General features: G+C 55.1%; 26 protein-coding genes. 9 read left to right on the top strand and 17 right to left on the bottom strand.

The features are described from left to right. Positions 1-1,417 (bottom strand): type VI secretion system tip protein TssI/VgrG (tssI, locus tag ENI00_RS08820; protein WP_304101436.1); only part of this gene is annotated, 1,417 nt, incomplete at its 3' end. Between the two features lie 177 nt (positions 1,418-1,594). Between tssI and ENI00_RS08815 the strand changes: the two genes are divergently transcribed. After that, positions 1,595-1,855: an RNA recognition motif domain-containing protein gene (locus ENI00_RS08815; RefSeq protein ID WP_304101435.1), complete on the top strand. Its 261-nt coding sequence runs from the start codon at positions 1,595-1,597 to the stop codon at positions 1,853-1,855. Positions 1,856-1,870: 15 nt separating this feature from the next. Here ENI00_RS08815 and ENI00_RS08810 read toward each other — a convergent pair whose 3' ends face one another. The 8 genes from ENI00_RS08810 to ENI00_RS08775 all read right to left on the bottom strand — a co-directional run bounded on the left by ENI00_RS08810 (position 1,871) and on the right by ENI00_RS08775 (position 9,695). Then, positions 1,871-2,170, bottom strand: a complete 300-nt coding sequence (locus tag ENI00_RS08810) for a YkgJ family cysteine cluster protein (RefSeq protein WP_304101434.1) — start codon at positions 2,168-2,170, stop codon at positions 1,871-1,873. A gap of 54 nt (positions 2,171-2,224) precedes the next feature. Continuing rightward, positions 2,225-3,070 carry a sulfurtransferase gene (locus ENI00_RS08805; RefSeq protein ID WP_304101433.1) on the bottom strand — a complete coding sequence of 282 codons (846 nt, stop codon included), beginning with the start codon at positions 3,068-3,070 and terminating at the stop codon, positions 2,225-2,227. After that, positions 3,067-3,993, bottom strand: a complete 927-nt coding sequence (locus ENI00_RS08800) for a DMT family transporter (RefSeq protein WP_304101432.1) — start codon at positions 3,991-3,993, stop codon at positions 3,067-3,069. Before ENI00_RS08800 ends, ENI00_RS08805 begins: the two co-directional genes overlap by 4 nt. 64 nt (positions 3,994-4,057) lie before the next feature. Continuing rightward, positions 4,058-4,945, bottom strand: coding sequence for a 3-hydroxyisobutyrate dehydrogenase (gene mmsB, locus ENI00_RS08795; RefSeq protein ID WP_304101431.1), 888 nt, complete (start codon positions 4,943-4,945; stop codon positions 4,058-4,060). A gap of 68 nt (positions 4,946-5,013) precedes the next feature. Continuing rightward, positions 5,014-6,096, bottom strand: coding sequence for an enoyl-CoA hydratase/isomerase family protein (locus ENI00_RS08790; RefSeq protein ID WP_304101428.1), 1,083 nt, complete (start codon positions 6,094-6,096; stop codon positions 5,014-5,016). 32 nt (positions 6,097-6,128) lie between these two features. After that, the gene (locus tag ENI00_RS08785; protein ID WP_304101426.1) at positions 6,129-6,908 is read right to left on the bottom strand and encodes an enoyl-CoA hydratase; all 780 of its coding nucleotides are present in this window, start codon (positions 6,906-6,908) and stop codon (positions 6,129-6,131) included. Positions 6,909-6,935: 27 nt separating this feature from the next. After that, entirely contained in the window at positions 6,936-8,102 is a 1,167-nt protein-coding gene (locus tag ENI00_RS08780; RefSeq protein ID WP_304101425.1) for an acyl-CoA dehydrogenase family protein, read from the bottom strand. A gap of 102 nt (positions 8,103-8,204) precedes the next feature. Beyond that, positions 8,205-9,695 (bottom strand): CoA-acylating methylmalonate-semialdehyde dehydrogenase, encoded by a 1,491-nt coding sequence (locus ENI00_RS08775; protein ID WP_304101424.1) that lies wholly within the window; start codon positions 9,693-9,695, stop codon positions 8,205-8,207. A 165-nt stretch (positions 9,696-9,860) separates the two neighbouring features. Between ENI00_RS08775 and ENI00_RS08770 the strand changes: the two genes are divergently transcribed. The 4 genes from ENI00_RS08770 (at position 9,861) to ENI00_RS08755 (ending at position 12,818) form a co-directional block, all read left to right on the top strand. Beyond that, positions 9,861-10,736, top strand: a complete 876-nt coding sequence (locus tag ENI00_RS08770) for an AraC family transcriptional regulator (protein ID WP_304101423.1) — start codon at positions 9,861-9,863, stop codon at positions 10,734-10,736. A gap of 78 nt (positions 10,737-10,814) precedes the next feature. Further along, positions 10,815-11,243, top strand: coding sequence for an SRPBCC family protein (locus tag ENI00_RS08765; protein ID WP_304101421.1), 429 nt, complete (start codon positions 10,815-10,817; stop codon positions 11,241-11,243). Between the two features lie 121 nt (positions 11,244-11,364). After that, positions 11,365-12,087, top strand: coding sequence for a YebC/PmpR family DNA-binding transcriptional regulator (locus ENI00_RS08760; RefSeq protein WP_304101420.1), 723 nt, complete (start codon positions 11,365-11,367; stop codon positions 12,085-12,087). Beyond that, the gene (locus ENI00_RS08755; RefSeq protein WP_304101418.1) at positions 12,084-12,818 is read left to right on the top strand and encodes a glutamine amidotransferase; all 735 of its coding nucleotides are present in this window, start codon (positions 12,084-12,086) and stop codon (positions 12,816-12,818) included. Before ENI00_RS08760 ends, ENI00_RS08755 begins: the two co-directional genes overlap by 4 nt. A gap of 22 nt (positions 12,819-12,840) precedes the next feature. Here the strand turns inward: ENI00_RS08755 and ENI00_RS08750 are convergent, their stop codons facing one another. Both ENI00_RS08750 and ENI00_RS08745 read right to left on the bottom strand, forming a co-directional pair. After that, a complete protein-coding gene (locus ENI00_RS08750) occupies positions 12,841-13,512 on the bottom strand; it encodes a class I SAM-dependent methyltransferase (RefSeq protein WP_349740402.1) in 672 nt (223 codons plus the stop codon). Continuing rightward, complete coding sequence (locus ENI00_RS08745) at positions 13,503-14,234, bottom strand: substrate-binding periplasmic protein (protein WP_304101416.1); 732 nt, start codon at positions 14,232-14,234, stop codon at positions 13,503-13,505. Before ENI00_RS08745 ends, ENI00_RS08750 begins: the two co-directional genes overlap by 10 nt. Positions 14,235-14,381: 147 nt before the next feature. Here ENI00_RS08745 and rluF point away from each other — a divergent pair, with 147 nt between their 5' ends. Beyond that, positions 14,382-15,266, top strand: coding sequence for a 23S rRNA pseudouridine(2604) synthase RluF (rluF, locus tag ENI00_RS08740; protein WP_304101414.1), 885 nt, complete (start codon positions 14,382-14,384; stop codon positions 15,264-15,266). Positions 15,267-15,298: 32 nt separating this feature from the next. Here rluF and ENI00_RS08735 read toward each other — a convergent pair whose 3' ends face one another. Together ENI00_RS08735 and ENI00_RS08730 are read right to left on the bottom strand one after the other, a co-directional pair. Next, a complete protein-coding gene (locus tag ENI00_RS08735; protein ID WP_304101412.1) occupies positions 15,299-15,988 on the bottom strand; it encodes an SDR family oxidoreductase in 690 nt (229 codons plus the stop codon). A gap of 44 nt (positions 15,989-16,032) precedes the next feature. Next, positions 16,033-16,350, bottom strand: coding sequence for a DUF2007 domain-containing protein (locus tag ENI00_RS08730; RefSeq protein WP_304101410.1), 318 nt, complete (start codon positions 16,348-16,350; stop codon positions 16,033-16,035). 200 nt (positions 16,351-16,550) lie between these two features. Here ENI00_RS08730 and ENI00_RS08725 point away from each other — a divergent pair, with 200 nt between their 5' ends. Beyond that, positions 16,551-17,636, top strand: a complete 1,086-nt coding sequence (locus ENI00_RS08725) for an alpha/beta hydrolase (protein WP_304101408.1) — start codon at positions 16,551-16,553, stop codon at positions 17,634-17,636. On the opposite strand, the gene arfB is transcribed toward ENI00_RS08725, so the two are convergent. Continuing rightward, positions 17,633-18,046, bottom strand: coding sequence for an alternative ribosome rescue aminoacyl-tRNA hydrolase ArfB (gene arfB, locus ENI00_RS08720; RefSeq protein ID WP_304101406.1), 414 nt, complete (start codon positions 18,044-18,046; stop codon positions 17,633-17,635). The genes ENI00_RS08725 and arfB overlap by 4 nt on opposite strands. A 93-nt stretch (positions 18,047-18,139) precedes the next feature. On the opposite strand from arfB, the gene ENI00_RS08715 reads away from it, so the two are divergent. Next, positions 18,140-18,640 (top strand): C40 family peptidase, encoded by a 501-nt coding sequence (locus ENI00_RS08715; RefSeq protein ID WP_304101404.1) that lies wholly within the window; start codon positions 18,140-18,142, stop codon positions 18,638-18,640. A 50-nt stretch (positions 18,641-18,690) separates the two neighbouring features. On the opposite strand, the gene ENI00_RS08710 is transcribed toward ENI00_RS08715, so the two are convergent. Then, positions 18,691-19,299: a LysE/ArgO family amino acid transporter gene (locus ENI00_RS08710; RefSeq protein ID WP_304101438.1), complete on the bottom strand. Its 609-nt coding sequence runs from the start codon at positions 19,297-19,299 to the stop codon at positions 18,691-18,693. 89 nt (positions 19,300-19,388) lie between these two features. On the opposite strand from ENI00_RS08710, the gene ENI00_RS08705 reads away from it, so the two are divergent. Then, the gene (locus ENI00_RS08705; RefSeq protein ID WP_304101402.1) at positions 19,389-20,255 is read left to right on the top strand and encodes a LysR family transcriptional regulator ArgP; all 867 of its coding nucleotides are present in this window, start codon (positions 19,389-19,391) and stop codon (positions 20,253-20,255) included. 5 nt (positions 20,256-20,260) lie between these two features. Here the strand turns inward: ENI00_RS08705 and ENI00_RS08700 are convergent, their stop codons facing one another. Beyond that, complete coding sequence (locus tag ENI00_RS08700) at positions 20,261-20,848, bottom strand: CPBP family intramembrane glutamic endopeptidase (RefSeq protein ID WP_304101400.1); 588 nt, start codon at positions 20,846-20,848, stop codon at positions 20,261-20,263. A 6-nt stretch (positions 20,849-20,854) separates the two neighbouring features. Beyond that, complete coding sequence (locus tag ENI00_RS08695; protein ID WP_304101398.1) at positions 20,855-21,709, bottom strand: crotonase/enoyl-CoA hydratase family protein; 855 nt, start codon at positions 21,707-21,709, stop codon at positions 20,855-20,857. Between the last annotated feature and the right edge of the window lie 273 nt (positions 21,710-21,982).

Genomic DNA, 21,982 nt, shown 5'->3' with positions numbered 1-21,982 from the left:
GGGTGGTTCTTGTTTTGTGTTCCGGCAGCGCGTAAGGCGGTGTGTTCGTGGCGTGGTAGGTTCGGCCGGTAATGATGGGCTGATCCGGGTCGCCGTCCAGGAACGAGACGATGACTTCGTTGCCGATTCTGGGTAAGGCCATAAAGCCATACTGGCCGCCAGCCCAGCCCTGGCTGACTCGCAGCCAGGCGCTGCTGTGTTCGTTGTTCTTACTGTATCTGTCCCAGGGAAACCGTACTTTTACCCGGCCAAATTCATCGCAGTGAATTTCTTCGCCTTCCGGGCCGGTAACAATGGCCATCTGTGGGCCGTCCATCAGTGGGCGCTGGGGTATGTTCGGGCGCCAGGTTTTGTCAGCAGGAATGGCACTGAACCTGTTGTGATAGGTAGTGGGTTTGGAACCGCCCTCTTCTTCCATGGCCTGGGGTTGTTTGCCGGTGTGGGTAACAGCGGTGAGAAGCCAGTCGCGGTTTAAATGGGGGTTGTCGTGTTCGGTCAGCTCGGCTTTGGCACCGCAGGTAAAGTCGGCGCGGTTGCTTTCGCCGTGAGCGGTGCTGGCATCGTTTCTGAGGGCGTCGAGTTTCGCGTCGGTAAACGGCTGACCGCTGGCGTCGGCTTTGAAGCGGCCCGGGTAGTCGAAGTGTTGGTAGTCAGAGCGTTGGGTAGTGCTGGCGTCGCTCTGTTCGTGCATCAGGGCGTAGGCAGGGTTTTTGAAGGTGTAATCTTTCAGGGCCACGGAGGCAACACGAACCCGTTCTTCGTAGCGGAAGCGGAACACGGCCGGTTGGCTGGTACTGCCGCCGGCTTTGCCGTTGTATTCGGCGGCGTCTAATCTGGGCGCATCGCCGTGGTGGTCGGCAAGGATCAAGCCGGGCTGCTCGCTTCCATCTACACGGCCGTGCTCAAAGCGGTAATGCCAGCCTTCCTCTGCGGCCAACCGCTCAACAAACGCCAGATCGCTTTCCCGGTGCTGTACGCAGTATTCCCGCTCCTGGGGCGCACGTTTTAAATCAAACACCGAATTCACTATGCCCCGTTCTTCTAATAACGTGCGCACGAGGGTGTCTGTGGTCTGGGTTTGAAAGATGCGGCTGTTGTGCATCAGCCCTAACCGCCATAACGGCGGCTGAATGATGAGTTCGTAGCGGATGCGACGGTGGCCGGTGTCACCCCGGGCAAACTCGTTAACCACGCCGGTGAAGCGGCGAAGCGGCACCCCATCCTGCCACACCACCAGATCCACCGGCTGCTCCAGAACCTCCGCAGCATCCAGGTCTGGATCCGTGCTGGCCAATTCAAGGCGGCCGTGGAATAGCTCGGAAAGCCGTTCGGTGAGCGTAAAGCCAACCACGGAAAATAGATCAGAGGGGAGTTCGCCAACACGGGCGGTAAACTGCAGTCCGTTTGCCTGGGGCATATCTTCAATCCTTGAAGGTATGGTTTTGTAAAAGTCCGGGCGCAGATTCTGTCGCAAAAACGCCCGTTAATCAAACGCCCACTGCGTTAACAATACATCCGACGGTCAAAACAGCTTGTTCTTGTTAACCCACACTGAAACAATCGGTGCCATCATTACCTTGTCATATGGTCCATCATGAAACTATTAGTCCGCAACCTCGCTCGCACAATAACAGAACAGGAAATTCGGGAGCTGTTTGCTGCTCACGGCACTGTCACTGAATGCACATTGGTTTTAGATAAAGAAACGGGTACGTCAAAGGGTTTTGGCTTCGTGGAAATGCCGGATCCAAAGGAGGCCAAGATGGCCAAGGCGCGTTTGAACGACGCCCGTATCAGTAAAAGCAAAATACGGGTGAAATTCTCCCCGGAGCCAGAAGCCCCCGCACAGCCGTAATATGAACGCGGCATTTTAGGCTATCGGAACATTGGCGGCGCGCTCAGCTATGCACTCGTAGCCGCCCATTTCGAACTCCCGGCAGATAAACGGCCGCTTCTCGTATATCGAGCACGACATGGTTTTGCGATCCAGCGCTGCACACCAGCCATCGTCTGATCGCGCCATGGTTTGGCCGCCCCACTGATCCGTTGCGATGAATCGCTCTGGCACGCCTGTCTCCGTGATCAGCATCACTTCCAGGCGGCAACAGCAAGCCTGGCAGCTTGTGCAGCTAACGCTGGGATCTGGAACGGTTATCGAATCTATCATCATTCGCTTCTGCGCACTTTTCGGATGTGCTATTCAAAATAGAGCAACCAGACAAAGTCACTCCAATGTGGCAACCGGCAATGACAAGTCACTACCCCAGTCAGCCCAGGAGCCATCGTACAGCACATTGTTTTTGTAGCCGGCAATCACTGCGGCCATCAATATAATGCAGGCGGTTATGCCCGAACCGCAAGAAAACACGGTTTGCTCGCTTTCCGCAGGCAAGGTTCGCGCAAAAATCTCTTTTAGCTGCTCTGCACTTTTGAAGATATGCCCATCCAGAACGTGTAAGAACGGCAGGTTACAAGAGCCGGGGATATGCCCGCTGCGCACACCTGCTCTCGGCTCTGGCGCTGTTCCATGAAAACGCTCGGATGAGCGCGCATCAACGGCCGTTGCCTGCCCTTCATCAAGCGCTTTCAGCAGATAATCGGAATCGCATACCGTGCCTGCATGCAACACGCCACTGATATTCCCTGGCTCGGTCAGCTCCTTTGCCAGGCTGGAAGACGTCTCTCTTTTTTCAGCCAGCCACTTGGGTAAGCCACCATCGAGAACAAAGGTGTTTTCATGGCCCATGGACTGAAACATCCACCAGGCTCTCGGCGAGGAATAAACGCCCTGGTTATCATAAATAATGACAATACTATCGGCGTTCATTCCCAGCTTGCGAGCCTCCCCCGTGAACTGCTCGTCCGTTGGAAAGGCGTGAATCATCGTTGAGTTCAAATCACTAAAATTCTTTTCCAGATCCAACTTTCTGGAACCCGGGATAAACACGGGTTGGTCATACACAATGGGCGCTCGTCCAACCACTTTAGCCATGCTGGCATCGAGAAGGACAAGGTCTTTTCTGGCCGAGTTGTTTGCCAGCCAGTCCGTTGTGACAAGCGGAAAGTTCATGTGGCTTTACTCGTGGGGCGGAGGATTCGCACTACCCGCTGCAATTTCTCTTTGGGCACTATGACCAATAGATTACCGGCAAGTACCAGGGAGACGCCAGCCACGGCCTCGGTCGTCCAGCGATAGTTTTCAAATACGGTTGAAAGCGCAAGCGCTACGATCGGGAACAGCACCATACAATAGGCTGCGCGCTCGGGCCCAATTCGCCCCAGCAGAGTGAGAAAACTCCCAAAGCCAAGCACCGATCCGATCAAGGCCAGATACACCAGAGAACCCGTGTATGTCCATGTGGCTTCGAACACGAACGGCTCTCCCCTACCCCAAGCAATAAGCGCCAGCACAAGGGCTCCGTAGGCCATACCGTAGGCGTTGCTCTGCATAACGGGTAGTTTTGCTGACTGATTGCGGGCAGAGAACATGTTACCGAACGAGGTGATAAAGGTTCCCACCAGGCTCAAGATCATGGCGCGCAAGGTGGTACCGTCTGCGTCCAGTGCGCGAACTTCCGGCAGAAACACCAGGCAAATACCCACCAACCCCAAAGCGGCGCCGGCCATGACGGAACGTGGCACGCGGTTACCGAAAAACAGCGCACCGTTAACGATGTTCATGACGATGATTGTAGAAAACACCACCGCGATCAATCCGCTGGTGATATCAGCGGCGGCCTGATAAACCAACAGATAATTAAAACCGAACAACATCAGGCCCTGGCCTGCTATCCAGCAATGCTGACTAAGGCTGAATTTCATATTACGCCGGGTCAGACAGCACCACAGCATCAAAACCAGCGCGGCCAACCCGAACCGGTAAGCAATGGACACATCGCCCGGCACTTCACCCAGTTGCAGAGGTATCGCAATAAACGTCGATCCCCAGATCAACACCGTCGATAAATAGAGTACAAAGGTATTCGTCAACATAGATAGAAGAACTCGCGACCGTGACCAGAATGTCGGGGCCCGGAAAACCGTGCCCCAATCTGTATTATTCCGGTTTGTAGAGGCGCTGGATACTGGAGAAATCCAGTGCGCCGTTGCCCTGCCCGGCGTGGAGTTCAAACAGGTTGCGAGCGAGAGAGCCCATTGGAATTGCAGCGTGATTCTTTACGGCGTTATCGAAGGCCAGGCCAAGATCCTTGTTCATCAGGTTGACCAGAAAGCCACCTTCGTATCCCCGTGACGCGGGCGCGGCTTCCATTACGCCCGGCCATGGATTGTATACATTCAACGCCCAGTTGCCCCCGGAACTCTGCTTCATGACTTCCGACAGAACCGCCGGATCCAGGCCGTTTTTCACGCCCAGAGCCAGAGCCTCACTGGTGCCTGCCATCAGAATGGCCAGCAGCATGTTGTTGCAGATCTTAGCAACCTGACCGGCACCGTGTTCGCCCGCAAGGAAGATATTTTTGCCCATGGTTTCCAGAATCGGCTTCGCCTTATTGAAGGTCTCTTCAGCGCCGCCACAGATGAAGGTCAATGTTCCGGCTTTGGCCCCGCCCACTCCACCGGAGACTGGGGCATCAATGAACGGAATGTTTTTGGCCGTAGCCTGCTCCGCAACAGCGCGCGCGGTTTCCGGCGAAATGGTGGAGGAATCAATCACCAGCGTACCTGCGGGAAGTTTCGCTAGCAGGCCGTCATCTCCAAGATACACCGCCTCAACGTGCTGGCCGGCCGGCAGCATGGTGATCACACATTCTGCGCCCGCCGCCGCTTCGTGGGCCGTGGCTGCAGACTTAGCCCCTTCGGAGACCAACGCCGCTACCGCCTCTTTTGACAGATCAAATACGGTTACGGTATGCCCGGCCTTTACAAGGTTGCTGGCCATAGGCCCGCCCATATTGCCCAAACCAATAAAGGTAATTGCCGCCATAATAATCCCCTTGTTCTTGTATTAGGTTGAGTAGGCCGCCGCTCTTGATCAGCGAGCTGGCCCTTTGATCAGTGTTTGAAAAAGCTGTCAATCCACGCGCTGTCCATTTCCGCCAGCGATGCGTAACGCCATCTGGGCTGCTTGTCCTTGTCAATCAAAAGTGCGCGCACCCCTTCCACAAACTCTCCTTTTTTCAGGCAGTTTCCGGAAAGCGTGACCTCTTTATCAAGAACCTCGCGAAGGCTGTCCAGACGGCAATTACGCAGGTGCTGCCAGCACAGCGCAAGTGACGTTGGCGAAGCCGACTCCAGCGGTCGGGTTGCTTTGGCGAGCCATCCTTCGCCGTTCGAAAGCGCCTTCATCTGCGCGACCATATCGGTCAGGCTGTCTGCATCGGTTACACGATTGATCTCATCGAAGTGCGTCCGCACAGGCGATTCCGGCAAAGCGTCAGCGCTTTGATTCTCGTGCTGGCGAAGCACGCTGCCGACCAGGGCGAACGCATCTTCGCCCTGCCAATTTTGAGCAATCAGGTCGGCGACCACAGCAGATTTCCGTTCATGTTTCACGAATCGGTCTGCTAGCCCGATAAACAAAGCATCGGCAGCATTCATGCGGGCGCCTGTCAGCCCGAGAAACAACCCCGTGCGTCCGGGTGCGCGATTGAGAAACCAGCCAGCGGCAACGTCCGGATAGAGCCCGATACTGCTCTCGGGCATGGCCAGCTTGGACGCTTCGGTTACCACTCGGTGGGACGCCCCAGCCATGATGCCAATGCCGCCTCCCATCACAATGCCGTGCGCCCAGCACACCACCGGCTTCGGGAACGAGTGGATCAGATAGTCCAACTCGTACTCTTCGATGAAGAAAGCCTCACCTTCGCTCGCACCGCTTCCACTTTGGGGTTCGGTCATGCTTCGGTACAGCGCCACAATATCGCCGCCGGCACAAAACGCCTTGTCGCCCTCTGCTTCTATCCAGACGGCCCGAACGTTGTCGTCCTGTGCCCAGCGTTTGAGCTGAGGGGTTAACAGCCGAATCATCTCGAGGGAAAGTGAATTGAGTGCTTTCGGCGTGTTCAGCCGGGCTACGGCAATCAATGCGCCATCAGCGGTTTTCCACTCTTCAAAAACAATCGGGTGGTTACTCATTTTAGATCCTTAAACCGGTATGCCGGAGGGTTTTAGCGATTTTTCCATTCCGGTTTGCGCTTTTCCAGGAAGGCGTTCACGCCCTCTTTCTGATCGTCTGTTGAGAACAGTTCAACGAACAGTTCGCGCTCCATGCGCCAGCTATCGGTATGGCTGCGGCCATCGCGGGAACTCATCACCAGGGTCTTGCAACGGGCAACGGACGAAGGGCTTTGCTTGCACGCCATTTCTGCCAGCTCCAACGCCTTTTCCAACCCCTTGCCACTGGCGACAACTTCTTCAACCAAGCCAATTTGCAACGCTTTGTCAGATTTTACCCGCTCACCGCACAGGATCATGCGTTTGGCCCAGCCCTCACCGACTATCCAGGGCAAATTCTGAGTACCGCCAGCGCACGGCAGCAAACCAACAGAGGCTTCCGGCAGTGCCATCTGCGCCTGTTCTTCGGCAATGCGGATATCACAGGCCAGCGCGCACTCAAGGCCACCGCCCATGGCGTAACCGTTGATCGCGGCGATGGAAACACCGCGAAACGCGGTTAATGCCGCAAACGCTTCCCCAAAGAGCTGAGCCATATCGTTGGCCCGGGCTTTGTCACCATCGGCAAAGGTTTTGAGATCGGCACCGGCGGAGAAAAACTTCTCGCCCTGCCCGGTCAGAACCAGCGCAAAAATGTTGGTGTCCTGGTTGAGTTCGTGAACGGTTTTTGTCAGTGCTATCAGCGAATCGGCGGTCCAGGTATTGGCCGGCGGGTTATTAATGGTCAGTATCGCAATGTGTTCGCGTTTTTCGAGCTGAATCAGATCGCTCATCCTCATTCTCCTGTTCGTTTTTGTCGCTTATTGAATGGCCTCGGCCACGCCGTTATCCAGCACGCGACGCGCAATGATCAAACGCATGATTTCGTTGGTACCTTCCAGAATCTGGTGCACGCGCAGGTCGCGTAAATAGCGCTCCAGCGGGTATTCTCGAATATAACCATAGCCGCCGTGCAGTTGCAGTGCGTCGTTCACCACGTCAAAGCACGCATCGGTGGCAAAACGCTTGGCCATGGCACAGTGCAATGTTGCTTCTGTGTCGCCACTATCCAGCTTGAAAGCACCGAGACGAACCATTTGCCGGGCCGCCACCAGGTTGGTTGCCATGTCCGCCAGCTTGAACTGCAAGGCCTGAAAGGCAGCCAGCGGTTTGCCGAACTGTTCACGTTCGTGCATGTAGTTGCGGGCCCTCAGCAGAGCGGCTTGCGCGCCGCCCAATGAGCAGGTGGCAATATTGAGACGACCGCCATCAAGCCCTTTCATGGCGATAGCAAAACCGTCGCCCTCATCACCCAGGCGGCTGGTTGCAGGAACACGTACGTTCTCAAGATTGATCGTGCGCGTTGGTTGGCTGTGCCAGCCCATTTTTTCTTCATTCTTGCCGTAGGAAACGCCCTCGGCGTCGGCGGGAATAACAAACGTCGAAATACCTTTGGCCCCGGAGTCTGCTGCACCGGTGCGCGCCATTAACACAAGGATATTGGTATCACCGGCACCGGAGATGAAAACTTTGCTGCCGTTGATCACGTAGTGGTCGCCATCACGAACCGCTTTGGTTCTCAAGCTCGCAGCGTCTGAGCCTGCACCGGGTTCCGTGAGGCAGTAGGAGGCAAGCCATTCACCGCTGGCCAGCTTCGGCACAACGTTCTGCTTGAGATCGTCAGGCGCAAAGCTTGCAACCATCCAGGTTGCCATGTTGTGAATGGTTATGAACGCGGCCGTTGAGGGGCAGGCAGCCGCCAGCTCTTCCACAATAACGGAGGTGTCGAGCCGGGAAAGCCCCATACCGCCCAGCGTTTCCGGGGTGTAGATGCTCATAAAGCCCATTTCACCGGCTTCTTTCAGCGTGTCTACCGGAAAGATATGCTCGTTGTCCCATTTGGCTGCATGGGGCGCCATGGATTTTTCAGCAAACGTGCGGGCAGCTTCACGGAAGGCGAGTTGATCTTCAGTCAGGTTAAAATCCATCGTCAGGCTCCAGATTCAAGAGTCTTGGCTCACTCAGGACGACCAGGTCTGGCCGTCTCTGGTCATCCCTGGTCATCCCTAGTCATCAAAACGTCAACGCGATTAACGTAACTGGATAGAGAAGTTCGCTTCCGCCGTTGTCTCACTGGAGAACCAGCGTGACGTGACCGTTTTGGTCTCGGTATAGAAACGCACTGCCTGCTTGCCGTAAGCGTGCTGGTCGCCGTAGAACGATCCTTTCCACCCGGTGAATGAGAAGAAAGGCAGAGGCACAGGAATGGGAATGTTCACACCCACCTGGCCTACTTCAATCTCATGCTGGAAGCGACGCGCCGCGCCGCCGGAGCTGGTGAAGATCGATACACCGTTACCGTATGGGCTTTTGTTGATGAGCGCGATGGCATCCGCCAGGCTTTCCTCTTCCATGCAGGTGAGCACAGGGCCGAAGATTTCTTCGTTGTAGATGTCCATTTCAGTGGTGACACCTGAAAACAAAGTCGGGCCAACCCAGTTTCCGTCAGGCAGTCCTTCCACGGTGCAGCCGCGGCCGTCCAGCAGCAGATTGGCGCCCTGGGCTTCGCCGGTGGCAATCAGTGACTCCACACGGTCCTTCGCTTTGGCTGAGATGACCGGGCCATAGCTAGCGTCTGAATCGTTCCAGGCACCCGGGCGAACGTTCGCCATGGCATCTTTGAGTTCCGGAATCCAGGCTTGAGCTTCACCAACAAACACGGCGACCGAAATGGCCATGCAACGCTGGCCGGCGGCGCCCACAGAAGCACCAACCAGAGCATTGATCACCTGCTTCTTGTCTGCATCCGGCATGATAACCATGTGGTTCTTGGCGCCTGCAAAGCTCTGAACACGCTTCATGTTGCGGGTGCCGGTTTCGTAGATATAACGGCCAACCGGCACAGAGCCTACAAAAGAAACGGCTTTGATAGCGGGATCGGTAAGGAGCACATCGACTTGCTCTTTCCCACCGTGAACGACCTGAAGCACACCTTTGGGCGCGCCAGCTTCTTCAAACAGTTCAGCAAGGCGGGTCGGGGTGAGCGGGTCCTGTTCGGACGGCTTTAAAATAAAGGTATTACCGCAGGCAATGGCCATTGGGAACATCCACAGCGGAATCATCGCTGGGAAGTTGAACGGCGTAATGCCCGCACACACGCCCAGAGGCTGAACCCAGGAATGGGTGTCCACAGCCCGCGCTACGTTCTCAACGGTCTCGCCCATCATCATGGAGGCCACGTTAGCGGCGTGCTCAACCACTTCAATGCCGCGCCAAACATCACCCTTGGCATCTTCGAAGGTCTTGCCGGTTTCCTGGGACAGAATCTCTGCAATGCCGTCATGGTGCTCTTTCAAAAGCGCTTGGTAACGCAGCATTACCCGAGCACGCTCTGAAACCGGAACTTCTTTCCAGGTTTTGAACACCTCTCCGGCGGTTTCAATCGCTTTACGCATCTCCGCATCGGTGGTGCACGGCGCCCGAGCTATCACTTCGTTCGTGGCCGGGTTGGTCACGTCAATCCATTCGTTGGTCTGGCTCTGAACGAATTCACCTGCCAGGTACAGTGGAACGTTTTTCATCTCAAAACCCCTGTTTATTGTCGTGCGAAAGACGGGCCAAAGCACGATTGCTTTGGCGAGTGTATGCACAAACCTTAGCACGCCCTTGAGCACTTGATGATTGACTAAATTTCGCTCGTAATGGATTATCTTTCGATCACTATACCTTCACCGACCGTGGACAACATGACACAGACCTCCCTGTGGCCAGTGCCCAAGAACAGCATTCGCTATGTGGTGCCAGCACCCATCATCAGGCTTTTGTCTGAACACCCTCTTACCCGCGATCTCTATCCGCTGGCTTTTGGCCATTACCGCCGGGCGACAGGCCATCACATGCACCGCGAGCATCATCGCGACAATCTTTTGATTTACTGCACCGAGGGAAAGGCGTTTCTGAACGTACAGGGTGAGCCTTACACGATGGAAGCGGGAGACCTTTTGTTGCTGCCTGCTGGCGCAAGCCACCGCTACACGGCTGACCCGGAGAACCCCTGGACTATTCACTGGGTGCACTACACCGGGCCACTGGCAGAGGAGTTTCGCAAATACATGGGGTTTGACGACGCCACGCCAATCCGCCATTTGGGCCGGCAACCCAGATTACTGGTGGATTTTAACGGCTTGCTCTCCGTTCGCCAGACCGGCTTCCGCGCCCGCGGCCTGATTCACGCCGCCAACCGGCTACGACAGTTGTTAGCGGCCGTTCCCATCAGCGTTGATGAAACCAGCCATAAGCACCAGGCGGAGCTGGATACCATCAACAACTATATGCATGAGCGCCTTGATGAGCGCATTACGCTGGAACAGCTTGCCGATCTTGCGGGGCTTTCCCCGGCTCACTTTGCGACACGCTACAAAGAGCAGACCGGCACCTCACCCATTCAGCATTTCCTTCATCTGAAAGTTGAAAGGGCGTGTCAGATGCTGGACGCCACAAGCCTGAGCTTTACCGAGATAAGCCATCGCCTGGGCTATGACGACGCCTATTATTTCTCCCGGCTGTTCAAAAAAGTAATGGGACAGGCACCCAGAGACTATCGCCACACGCCAAGGCATTAACCTGCCGCCAAGCGCGGCTTTTTTTGTAAAGATTAAACCGTTAGTCTTTAGATCAAAGACAACAACAAGAGCGTGCCGATGGCCACACATACTTTTGAGATTGACGAAACCTTCGACGTGCCCCGCGGCAAAGTGTTTGCCCTGTTTGCTGACCATCGACGCTTCGGAAAAATCCTCGGAGCGCCCGTGAAGCGAATAAAAGACAGCAACCAGGCGGATCCCAACGGTCTTGGCTCGGTACGCTGGCTTGGTCTCGGACCTATCGGGTTGGAAGAGACCATTACGGTTTTCGAGCCAGATTCACTGATTGAATACACCATCACCAGCTTCAGCCCGATACGAAATCATCTGGGTTGCATTCGGTTTGAAGAAACGCCAGAGGGGCACACGCGCGTTCGCTATCGCATCGCATTTGACGATATTGTGCCATTCACCGGAAAACTGGTCAGCTCGTGCCTTGAGTGGGCGATTCGCCGGGGCGTAAGGCAGGTACCCCGATTGGCATAACGTGGGTTGTCGGGCCATGGCATCTCGACACTGCAAAACAGCCCATTAAATAGGCCTGTCCCAAATGGCTATTCTTGCGTAAAATCCGGCCTTTTCCCCAGCAAATATGAGGCAGCGCAAAATGGGCAGAGCCTACCAGAACCGCAAACAATCCATGGCCAAAACCGCGGAAGCCAAAACCAAGGTCTACAGCAAGTACGGGCGCGAGATCTACATGAGCGCCAAGTCTGGCGGAACAGACCCTGACGGCAATCTGTCCCTACGCGGACTGATTGAACGCGCGAAGAAAGATCAGGTGCCAACTCACGTTATCGACAAAGCCATAGACAAAGCCCGTGGTGGCGCAGGCGAAGACTATTCACCCGCGCGCTATGAAGGTTATGGCCCCGGCAACTGCATGGTCATCGTAGATTGCCTGACAGATAATCCCAACCGCACCTTCGGCGATGTTCGCCAGGCCTTCACCAAAACCAAAGCCAGGATCGGCACACCGGGCACGGTTGCCCACATGTTTGACCACAGCGCAATTTTTGTATTCAAAGGTGAGGAGGAAGCCGCACTTGAAGCCCTGATGGAAGCGGATGTCGACGTTACGGATATTGAAAACGAGGACGGCCAAATTACAGTCTTCACACCTAACACCGAATACGCCAAAGCCCGCCAGGCACTGATCGACACCTTCGCCGACATTGACTTCGACGTAGACGATATTCAGTTCCTGCCAAAAACCACAACCCCTGTGGAAGGCGACGACATTCCCATGTTCGAGAAGTTCTGCGACATGCTGAACGAGCTGGACGACGTGCAGAACATTTTCCACAACGCGGAACTACCAGAGCAGTGAGCCAACCAATCCCGAGAGTGGTCATCCTTAAAACAGGCAGCACCTATCCGAGCATCAAAGAACAGTTCGGTGATTTCGACGAATGGTTCGTTCGCGGGCTTTCACCCCGGCTCGACATTACCGTGCTCGACACGGAAGCCGGAGAGTTGCCAACAGACCCGACCGACTGGGACGGCATTGTTGTCACAGGCTCCCCCGCTATGGTCAGTGACCGCGAGCCCTGGAGCGAAAATGCGGCAAAATGGCTAGCGCGAGCGGTGGACAAGGCTGTTCCTTTGCTCGGTGTCTGCTATGGACACCAGCTTTTGGCCCACGCCTTGGGTGGCGAGGTCGGCTATCATCCCTTCGGGCGTGAGAGCGGTACACGAGATGTCGAGATGCTAGCCAGCGCCCAGGATGACCCACTTTTTCGCGACTTCCCCGGAAGCTTTCGCGCGCAGCTTACCCACAAACAGTCCGTGTTGCGCCTGCCACAAGGTGCCGTTCTGCTTGGCCGCAACGAGTTTGAACCGCATCAGGCATTTCGGATGGGCACATGCGCCTGGGGCGTACAATTCCATCCAGAATTTTCGGAAGCTATCATGAGGGCTTATCTTGGCGTGCAAGCGCCAGATCTGGAGCGAGAGGGGTTTGACTCAAGCGCCATGATCGATTCGGTTACCGGCGCGCCGGAAGCATCCGCGTTACTTGAGCGCTTTTCCATTTTGGTCACGAAAAACAAAACCGGCTGAAGCCGTCACACGGCCTGGGGTTTCATAAAGGCTTATGAAAAATCGCCACATCCTTTCGGGGCACGAACATTGTCCAGCCCCTTTTTTTGGCAATGAACGCCAGTGTCGCCTCGCGATAAAATACGACGTGCGTGGGGTCCCGCCGGTAATGCCAGTTGTCGAACCGCTCATCGTTGGTCTGAAAGCACGTCATCAGGCCAAGCCACCCTCCGGGCTTTAACAAACCATCCAGTTGACCAAACACCTTTGCCGGATAATGCAGGTGCTCCACCACCTCGGAACACGTGATGAAATCATACGGGTGGCTGAGGGCCGCCGGCGCCGGGTAGAAAAAGGGATCGTAAAGCGCAACGTCCATCCCCGCTTCGCGCAATATCTTTGCAAGCGCCGGGCCTGGCCCGCAACCGAAATCCAACCCGAAGGCGCCCGGATAAATACGATCAAGCAGAGGCAATGCGAGCTTTTCGAGAAAAGCACGATAACCCGGGGCGCCTGGATCATTATTGTGAAGCGCGTAAACCGCCCGCTCCTCTTCTGGTGTAAGCCAGCCTGGCTGCGCCATCAGTGTGGCTTCGCAATTCGGGCAACGCAGGTATTCCTGCCCTTTCACTACTCGAAAGCGCTCCAGCACTCCTTGCTCGCAAACGGTGCAAGCCTCACCTTCGTAAACGCCGGCTTCACGCACTAGAGGCACAGTTTGCAAGCGCGCTCCAGAGCACTGGAGAATGCCTCGAGAAGCTCGGCAGACGTTTCAGGGCTGAACGCCAGATAGATTAGGCCACCACTGACCGGCTTCTCGGAAGCGTTGATGCGGTCTGCAATATCCATGCGCTCGGCCTGAACCCGCACAACGTGGCGGTTAGCGAGCATCGCATCAATTCGTCCAAGCAACAGCATCTTCAACCCCGACTCAATAGACGGCATGTTCACCCGCTCAAACTGCTTCGACTCGGTAATTTCGGGTGAATATTTATAGCCGGGAGAGACACCCACTTTCATGCCACTCAAAGAAGCCGGATTTTCATACTGAAATTCCCGCTCCTGCTTTGTATGCACCGCTGTTTCACTAACCAGGAGAGCTCGCTTGGGAAAGTTGAACCTTGACTCCCGCTCGGCGGTAAGGCCAATGCCAAGGATACCGTCGCGATCATTTCCCAGCACCAGACGCTGCGCGCGTTTCCAGGGCACAAACTCCAGCGTTACCTCATACCCCATACTCTCAAGCGCGTCTTTCGAGATATCCCAAAGCACACCGCTTGGGCCTTGCGGCGTATCGTTGATTAATCCGGGCCATTCCTCAGTAACCAAATGAAGGGTCTGGGCTGAGGCGGGCAATGCAAACAACAAAAACAGACCGGCACAGGTTTTGCGAAAATTCGCCCAACACACCGGGTAGAAAAAACGGTGAGACACCATGGTTCATGACAACCTTAAAACGACAAAATACACTGTAAAAGAATGGCGAACCCGACTCCAAATAGCGAATCCACGGTTGGCGCGGTTGCTGCGAGAGTAGCAGGCGCCTGCTATGATGCCCACACCCTGCCAAGCAACGGACCATAAATGACCCGCAACCACTCCACCCGTCTTAATAAATACATCAGCGAAAGCGGCATGTGCTCACGCCGGGAGGCAGATCGTTACATTGAGCAACGCAATGTTTTTATTAATGGCAAGCGGGCCAGTGTAGGCGACCAGGTGTTACCCACCGATACCGTTACCGTAAACGGCCAGGTTATCGAACCTCGCGCGGAAGAAGATCTGGTGTTTATTGCCTTGAACAAGCCGGTTGGCATTGTCAGCACCACCGATGACGCGGAGAAATACAACATCCAGCGTTTTGTGGGTCACAGTGCGCGCATTTTTCCGATTGGGCGCCTGGACAAGGATTCCCAGGGGCTCATTTTCATGACCAGCGACGGCGATCTGGTGAATAAAATTCTGCGCGCTGGCAACAACCACGAAAAGGAATACGTTGTAACGGTCGACAAGCCCATTACCCAATCGTTTATACAGGGAATGGCCGGAGGCGTGCCGGTTCTCGGCACCACCACGAAAAAATGCAAAGTGGTTCAGGAGAGTCGGTTTGTCTTCCGCATCACACTGGTGCAAGGGCTGAACCGGCAGATCCGCAGAATGAGCGAGCATTTCGGGTTTGACGTCACCCGGCTGGAGCGGGTGCGCATTATGAACGTCAATTTGAAGGGCCTGGCCACAGGCGAGTGGAGAGATCTTACGGCGAAAGAACTGGCCAGCCTGTTTGACGCGATTCGCGACTCATCGTCTGACGACACGTCAAATAAGCCTGTGATCGCGCAAAAAAAATCCGCCGGCAAACCAAAGCGCTCACCAAGACCGTCCGGCGCTAAACCCGCGGCTGGCCCAAAGCCCAAATCGGCAAAGCGCCCGAAAGCCGGAAAACCTCGCCAACGCAGCGTCAAACGATAGGCAAGGCTGAGCCGGCGCGGTTGTTGTTGCTGCTATTCCGCAGGCGTTGGTCGTACCAGAATTTCGTTTACATCCACGTGGGAAGGCTGAGACACCGCGTAGATCACCGCGCGAGCAATGTCATCCGGCATCAGTGCATGAGCCGGGGGCTTATCAAAAAACGGTGTGTCCACCATACCGGGTTCTATCAACGTTACCCGCACTCCGGAGCCTCGCAGCTCTTCCCGCGCGCCATAACCGATCGCGGAAACCGCCCACTTGGTTGCGCTGTACATTGAACCGGGAATTGTCACCCTGCCTGCCGCAGAGCCAGTCAATAGCAGATGACCTTTGCTTTTTCGCAAGGCTGGCAAGCAATGTTGAATGGTCAGGCCTACTCCGTAAATGTTCGTGAGGATCATATCTTTCCAAACCTCTGGATCAGCCTCGCTGAAGCCGCCAGGCTCACCACCCCGGCCGGCATTCGCAAAGACAGAATCGATACGACCAAAGGTTTTGAGTGCCTGCTCAACCATTGCTTTCTGGTCATCACCGTTCTGTACATCGCACTGAACAATCAACACGTCGTTGGCACCACCAAGCTCTGCCTGCAGGGCTTTAAGCTTGTCTGAGGTGCGGGCGGCGAGAACAAGACGATAGCCTTCTTTCGCCGCCGCCCGGGCCGTCGCAGCGCCAATGCCGGAAGATGCGCCGGTAATTAACATAACGAGATTGTCTGACATAACCATTGTGCTCCATCTATCCATCGGGTTTCGAGTGTTTGCACTTATCGAAGATTCAGCCAGATCAATGCCAACGACGCCACAGCCACTAAAAACCATCGGGCATAGGAATTCGGCTTGTTGTCATTCCTCTGGGGCGCCTGGGTAACACGACCACTTGCCTCATACTCGGCAACCAGTTGTCGGGCCGGGTAAAGGTCTTCATCCTCGACATGGACATTGCTGAAACCGGCTGCGCCAATTTCGCCCATTGCTCCTTGTAGATAGTGGCCACCTACGTGACTTTCAATACCGTTAGCTTTTAGTAACCCGGCAACAATGTGTGCTTCAGTGATGTCTCTGGCCCGATAGGCAATTTGCAACGCCCTTCTCCTTTTGTGACATTTGAGGACAGAGATCGCAACAATCTGCGATGTTTTATACTCAAAGCATAGTACCCAAAGCATAGTACCCAAAGCATAGTACCCAAAGCATAGTACCCAAAGCATAGTACCCAAAGCATAGTACCTAAAGCATAGTGCGCCCACGCTATCACGGCCAATTTTCACTATACGGAAAACTCATGTTCTGGATTATCAGTACCGTTGTTTTACTCATCGTTGTTTTACTGATCGTTGCATTAACCCTGCTGTTGTTTCGCATTGAAGATTTGTCTTATCTGGACGACGCAGAGTATTCGGTTAGGGAGGCAATCCCCAGTGACGAGAACATGAAAGTTCTGACACGCATTCGGGAAATGGGCCGGATTTCCAAAGGTCTCCATGGAAAAACGAGACTGATGGCAGTAAGAAAGCACATGGATGGCTTGAGTGACGGCCTGAACCTGACATCGGAGTTCCGACACTGCGAAAACCCGAATGGTGAATGGGTCGTCGCTCCCGGCGCGGACACCCAGCGGCGAATTCTCTACATCCATGGGGGCGCGTGGGTAGCCGGCAGTTCGCTCAGCCATCGCGCTATTACAAACCGTCTGTCCCACATTGCCAAAGCAGCCGTTTTTGCAGTGGACTATCGATTGATGCCGGAGCATCGGTTTATGGACGGCGTGCGCGATTGCCGTAAAGCCTATACCTGGCTGGCCGACAACGGGCCGAATGGCGAAGAGGGCGCTGATTTCATGCTGGTCGCGGGAGACTCCGCCGGCGGTAGCCACGCCCTTGGATTACTGGCCTGGCTCCGTGAAAGCGGTTTGCGCCAGGCTGATGGTGCCATTGCGTTTTCGCCTTCCACAGATCTCATGCTCACAGCGCCCAGCAACCGCAGCAACATCGCGACAGACCCTCTTCTGGGTCCGGCATTTGGTGGCTTGTCGAAGGTTCCCCGCCCGGTTATCTGGTGGGCAGCACTCGCGGCATTTCGCATTTCCCCGGCCAGCCCCGTGGCATCGCCGCTGCGGGGCAATCTCGCCAACTTGCCCCCTACACTGATCCAGGCCAGCAACTCCGAAATGCTTTTAGACAACGCCCGACGATACACAGCCAAAGCAAAAGCCCAAGGCTCGCAGGTAGATCTGCACATCTGGCCCGGAATGATTCACGTTTGGCAGATTTTCACGCCATTATTGCCCGAAGCCGAAGAAGCATTTGCCGATGTGGCCTTGTTTATTGACGAAATTGACGAGCGTAGACGCAAATGCGAGGAAGCTTAAACATCAACCTTGCCGCGCAGGGCTTTGGTTTTACCTTTCTGGGTTTTGTGGTCAACCCGTTTACGTCGGGCCGATTTTGAGGGTCGAGTGGCACGACGCGCTTTTTGCACCTTAACCGCTTCCTGTATCAATTCCTTCAGGCGCTCAAGTGCATCGTTCTTGTTCAGCTCCAGCGTGCGGAACGACTGGGCTTTGATAATAATAACGCCCTCCTTGCTGATGCGCCGATCCTGAAGCGCCATAAGACGTTGCTTATAAAACGGCGGCAAAGCAGAGTTCTGCACATCGAAGCGCAAATGCACCGCTGACGCGACTTTATTCACGTTCTGCCCTCCGGCGCCCTGGGCTCGGATTTGGGTAATTTCTATTTCCCACTCAGCAATTTCAACAGCATTGGATAGTTTCAGCATGGTACAAGGATAACAAATCCTGCAAATCGTAACCTGACATCCTCGCAATTCAATAATACAGTGGGCACAAAGAACAGCAGCTCTGGAATGCGCATGGCTCAGTCTTTCAACTATGTTTTGGTTTTGGTCTTTTCTGCCCTTGTGTTAGGCGGCTGCGCCAGTAATCAGCGCCTCCAGCCAAGCGCTGCCGCACGCCAGTACTCCCCTGTTGAGTTTGCACCGGGTTCCGAGAAAGCTGAAAAGCTCTGGCAAGCCTTTCAACGCTACCAAGGGGTGCCTTATCAATACGGCGGCACGACCGCCAGTGGCTTTGATTGCTCAGGCTTTATCATGACCGCCTATCGCGAAGGTCTGGGGCAGCGCCTGCCGCGCACCACATCGCAAATGCTGCGTTACGGCGATGTCGTTCAGCCCGGAGACGTTAAGCCCGGGGATATTGTGTTCTTCAGGATCGCCGGCAAAGACCAGCACGCGGGCATCTATATGGGAGGCAATCGCTTTATCCATGCGTCAACGTCGGCAGGCGTTACCATGTCGGAATTAAACGGCTACTACTGGAGAGACCGCCTTTCCGGCGCCAGACGATTTGAATAGCGCTGAAATTGAATAGTCCTGAAAGTGCATAGCCCTGAAAAGACATAGTCCTACAAGACGCCGTTGAGCGCGAGATTAAGCGCTATGGCCGCCATCATTACGCCAATGACGCCGTCGATAACCCGCCATGCCAGAGGGCGCGACAGAACAGGCGCCAGCGCCGACCCACTCCAGGCCAGCAAACCGAACCACAGAACAGACGCGCTGCTGGCGCCGGCCACAAAGGTGGTTGCGTTTTTTTGCTGTGCGCCCACTGCCGGAATCAACAGCAGGGTATCCAGATACACCTGAGGGTTCAGCAGGGTAACGGCAAGCGTGGTAATCAGAACGCCCTTCAGGCTTCTGCGCGACACGTTTCCCGTATCAAGTGCCACCCTGCCCCGGCTGGCTCGCACGAAAGCCTGAAGCGCCAACCAGCCGAGGAACACCACCCCAAGCCAGCGCAGGATTTCCAGTGCCTGTGGCATGGCCATCAGAGCCGCGCTCACCCCGAACATGCCAAGCGTAAACAAGGTCACATCCGCCACCATGCACAGGCCGGCCGCCCACCAGTGGTGCTCACGCCGGATCGCTTGGCTCAGCACATAGGCATTCTGCGCGCCAATGGCAACGATAATGCCGCCGCACACAATCAATCCTGTCAGATAGCTTTCAATCACGGCTTTACGCTCCATTTTTGATGCCGCAAGAATAGCGACTTGCCGCTATACTTGAAATTCATATTAGTAATGACACATCAGTTTTTCTTATGATTGATTACAAATTGCTGGAAGCCCTTGCCACGGTTATCGAAACCGGTGGTTTCGAACGTGCAGGCGCTGTGCTTGGCCTGAGTCAATCCGCCATTTCACAGCGCATCCGTAACCTGGAAATTCGCACCGGGCAGCCGGTTCTCCTGCGCAGCCCCGTTCCCAAAGCCACGCCGGCCGGACAACAACTGTTGAATCACGTGCAACAGGTTCAGCTACTTGAACGGGATTTGGCGAAATCACTTCCCGCCCTTTCCGAGCCCGCCACACGGCTGCGCATCGCTCTTAATGCCGACAGCCTGGCGACCTGGTGGGCATATGCCGTGGGGGAGTTCTGCCTCGAAGAAGCGTTATTGCTGGATATGGTGGTAGAGGATCAGGATATTGCATTGCGCCAAATGCGCGAAGGTGACGTGGCCGCCTGCATATGCAGCAATCCGCAACCTGTCGCTGGAGCACGCTGCGTTCCGCTTGGCACCATGACCTATCTGCCGCTGGCCACGCCCGAATACATAGAACGATACTTCAGCCAAGGCTTCAATGAACTCAGCCTGCGGTCAGCGCCCGCCATTATTTTCGGTCCAAATGACCAGTTGCAGCACCGGTTTCTGGCTCAGAGTGGTTACCATGGCGCCTTCCCGTATCACCTGTGCCCTTCTTCAGAAGGCTTTGTGAAATTGGCTCTGGCGGGCATGGGTTACGGCATGATTCCGGAGGTTCAGGCCCGGCTGGAAATCAAGGCGGGGAGATTGGTCAGGATTGCGCCGGGTCAATCACTTGATGTTGAGCTCTACTGGCACTTCTGGCGCAATAGCGGAGGCGTTATTGCGCGCCTGACGACCGCACTGAAAGCGGCACACACGTAATCTTTTTATCGCACGCTGATACCAAACCACCCGGGAAATCGGAGCAGGCAGAACAGCGCTATGATGTCGTAAACGCCGTGCCAGATCATAACCAGAAGGAGGCTGTCGGTTAACGCGTAAGCACATCCAAGCACCAGCCCAAGGCCTGTAGCAATCACAAAGTACGCAAAGGATGCATAGTGCACCAGGCCAAAGAGCACGGATGCGACCAGCACGGCGGTAGTGACATCCATATGCAGCGCAATCCAACCCTGCACAGCGCCCCGGAAAAGCAGCTCTTCGCCGACACCGGCGAAGACCGAGAGCAGAAAAAGTACGGGCCAGGAATAACCGGAGGCAAACCTGTAAAGACCACGCATTTGCCGGTCGAGGCTATCCGGGAACAAACGGGGAATCTGGGTGAGCAGTATCAGCAGGACGTACGTGCACACGGCACCCAAGAGGCCATAGAGCACGCTTGGCATAAGCCCGGCGCCAAATATCTCTACAGGAATGCCCGCCACCAGAATCGCCAAAAGTCCAACTGCACCGATCCCGCCCTGAAACACCAGCGCGATCACCGGAGACAGCTTCGATTTACGCCGATTATTCACCGCTATTTACGACTCAAAAAGGTTTTTTACGGCGAACAAATCATCATACTGAGGCGCCTGTTTTTGAGCCTTGGCCTGAAAGGTTTTCACCATGTCGGTTGGACGAAACATGCCAGCCTGCCAGGTAGCCATGTATTTGAGGCTGTCGGCGACGCTGTGATCGCGACTGTAATTCAGCATTTCCTTGCAACCGGTGACGGCAAGCGGCGAGTTTGCCGCTATCTGAGCAGCAATGTCCATAACGCCTGCAATCAGCGCTTCGCGATCTGCGTATAGCGCATTCACAAAGCCCACGCCTTGCGCTTCCTGCGCAGAAAACTTGCGACCGGTGTACGCCAGTTCACGCACAACACCTTCGGGCATCAGCTTGGGTAAACGCTGAAGAGTGCCAACATCTGCGGTCATACCAAGCTCGGTTTCCTTGATGGTGAAGTACGCATCTTCTGTGCAGTAGCGGCTGTCGGCCGCGCAAACCATGTCCAGTGCACCACCGATACAGCCTCCGTGAATGGCCGCCAATACCGGCAGACGAATAGCCTCCAGCGACGTCAGAGTCTCTTGCAGTTGCAGAACAACACGCCGAAGGTTTTCCGCCATGCGGCCCGGGTCGCCATTCATGGGAACGGCTTTTGAATCTGTAAAAACACCGAGATCCATACCCGCAGAGAAATGTTTACCCGTGGATGAGACCACAATCACTCGCGCATCTGTGCTCGATTCAATTTCCTGCATGCACTTCGGCAACTCAAGCCAGAAAGCCTTTGTCATGGTATTCAGCGCTTCGGGGCGGCTGAGCACCACGTGGGCGATCTTGTTTTCAACGCTGACAGAAAAACTTTCATAAATGGATAGATCAGACAAGGAAAGCCTCCTTCGGTGATTCGCACGAATTCCGGAATGTTGAGCCAAACATACCTCATGTTGCTGAAAATGTCGGGTTTATGCCTACAAGAAAATGCTTTGCTTTTTCGCCGGCAGCAGGTAAAGTAAGCCCCGTTGGAAAGATTTAGCAAAGCACTTCATCAATAAGACGCATCTCTGTAGTAATAAGTAGTGCATCGTCCTGTTTTTGATCACGCCCGTTTTTTGTTTCCGCATACCGCTGACCAGTCATCAAGATGATGTCTTGGCGGC

This window comes from Marinobacter antarcticus, assembly GCF_011049865.1.
Lineage (GTDB): Bacteria > Pseudomonadota > Gammaproteobacteria > Pseudomonadales > Oleiphilaceae > Marinobacter > Marinobacter antarcticus_A.
Note: the sequence above shows the minus strand (reverse complement) of the source record. Positions and strands in the feature narration are given on the sequence as shown.

Coding starts and splice junctions, on each gene's coding strand:
- ENI00_RS08815 (WP_304101435.1), top strand. CDS start 1,595: ATGAAACTATTAGTCCGCAACCTCGCTCGCACAATAACAGAACAGGAA.
- ENI00_RS08810 (WP_304101434.1), bottom strand. CDS start 2,170: ATGATGATAGATTCGATAACCGTTCCAGATCCCAGCGTTAGCTGCACA.
- ENI00_RS08805 (WP_304101433.1), bottom strand. CDS start 3,070: ATGAACTTTCCGCTTGTCACAACGGACTGGCTGGCAAACAACTCGGCC.
- ENI00_RS08800 (WP_304101432.1), bottom strand. CDS start 3,993: ATGTTGACGAATACCTTTGTACTCTATTTATCGACGGTGTTGATCTGG.
- mmsB (WP_304101431.1), bottom strand. CDS start 4,945: ATGGCGGCAATTACCTTTATTGGTTTGGGCAATATGGGCGGGCCTATG.
- ENI00_RS08790 (WP_304101428.1), bottom strand. CDS start 6,096: ATGAGTAACCACCCGATTGTTTTTGAAGAGTGGAAAACCGCTGATGGC.
- ENI00_RS08785 (WP_304101426.1), bottom strand. CDS start 6,908: ATGAGCGATCTGATTCAGCTCGAAAAACGCGAACACATTGCGATACTG.
- ENI00_RS08780 (WP_304101425.1), bottom strand. CDS start 8,102: ATGGATTTTAACCTGACTGAAGATCAACTCGCCTTCCGTGAAGCTGCC.
- ENI00_RS08775 (WP_304101424.1), bottom strand. CDS start 9,695: ATGAAAAACGTTCCACTGTACCTGGCAGGTGAATTCGTTCAGAGCCAG.
- ENI00_RS08770 (WP_304101423.1), top strand. CDS start 9,861: ATGACACAGACCTCCCTGTGGCCAGTGCCCAAGAACAGCATTCGCTAT.
- ENI00_RS08765 (WP_304101421.1), top strand. CDS start 10,815: ATGGCCACACATACTTTTGAGATTGACGAAACCTTCGACGTGCCCCGC.
- ENI00_RS08760 (WP_304101420.1), top strand. CDS start 11,365: ATGGGCAGAGCCTACCAGAACCGCAAACAATCCATGGCCAAAACCGCG.
- ENI00_RS08745 (WP_304101416.1), bottom strand. CDS start 14,234: ATGGTGTCTCACCGTTTTTTCTACCCGGTGTGTTGGGCGAATTTTCGC.
- rluF (WP_304101414.1), top strand. CDS start 14,382: ATGACCCGCAACCACTCCACCCGTCTTAATAAATACATCAGCGAAAGC.
- ENI00_RS08735 (WP_304101412.1), bottom strand. CDS start 15,988: ATGTCAGACAATCTCGTTATGTTAATTACCGGCGCATCTTCCGGCATT.
- ENI00_RS08725 (WP_304101408.1), top strand. CDS start 16,551: ATGTTCTGGATTATCAGTACCGTTGTTTTACTCATCGTTGTTTTACTG.
- arfB (WP_304101406.1), bottom strand. CDS start 18,046: ATGCTGAAACTATCCAATGCTGTTGAAATTGCTGAGTGGGAAATAGAA.
- ENI00_RS08715 (WP_304101404.1), top strand. CDS start 18,140: ATGGCTCAGTCTTTCAACTATGTTTTGGTTTTGGTCTTTTCTGCCCTT.
- ENI00_RS08705 (WP_304101402.1), top strand. CDS start 19,389: ATGATTGATTACAAATTGCTGGAAGCCCTTGCCACGGTTATCGAAACC.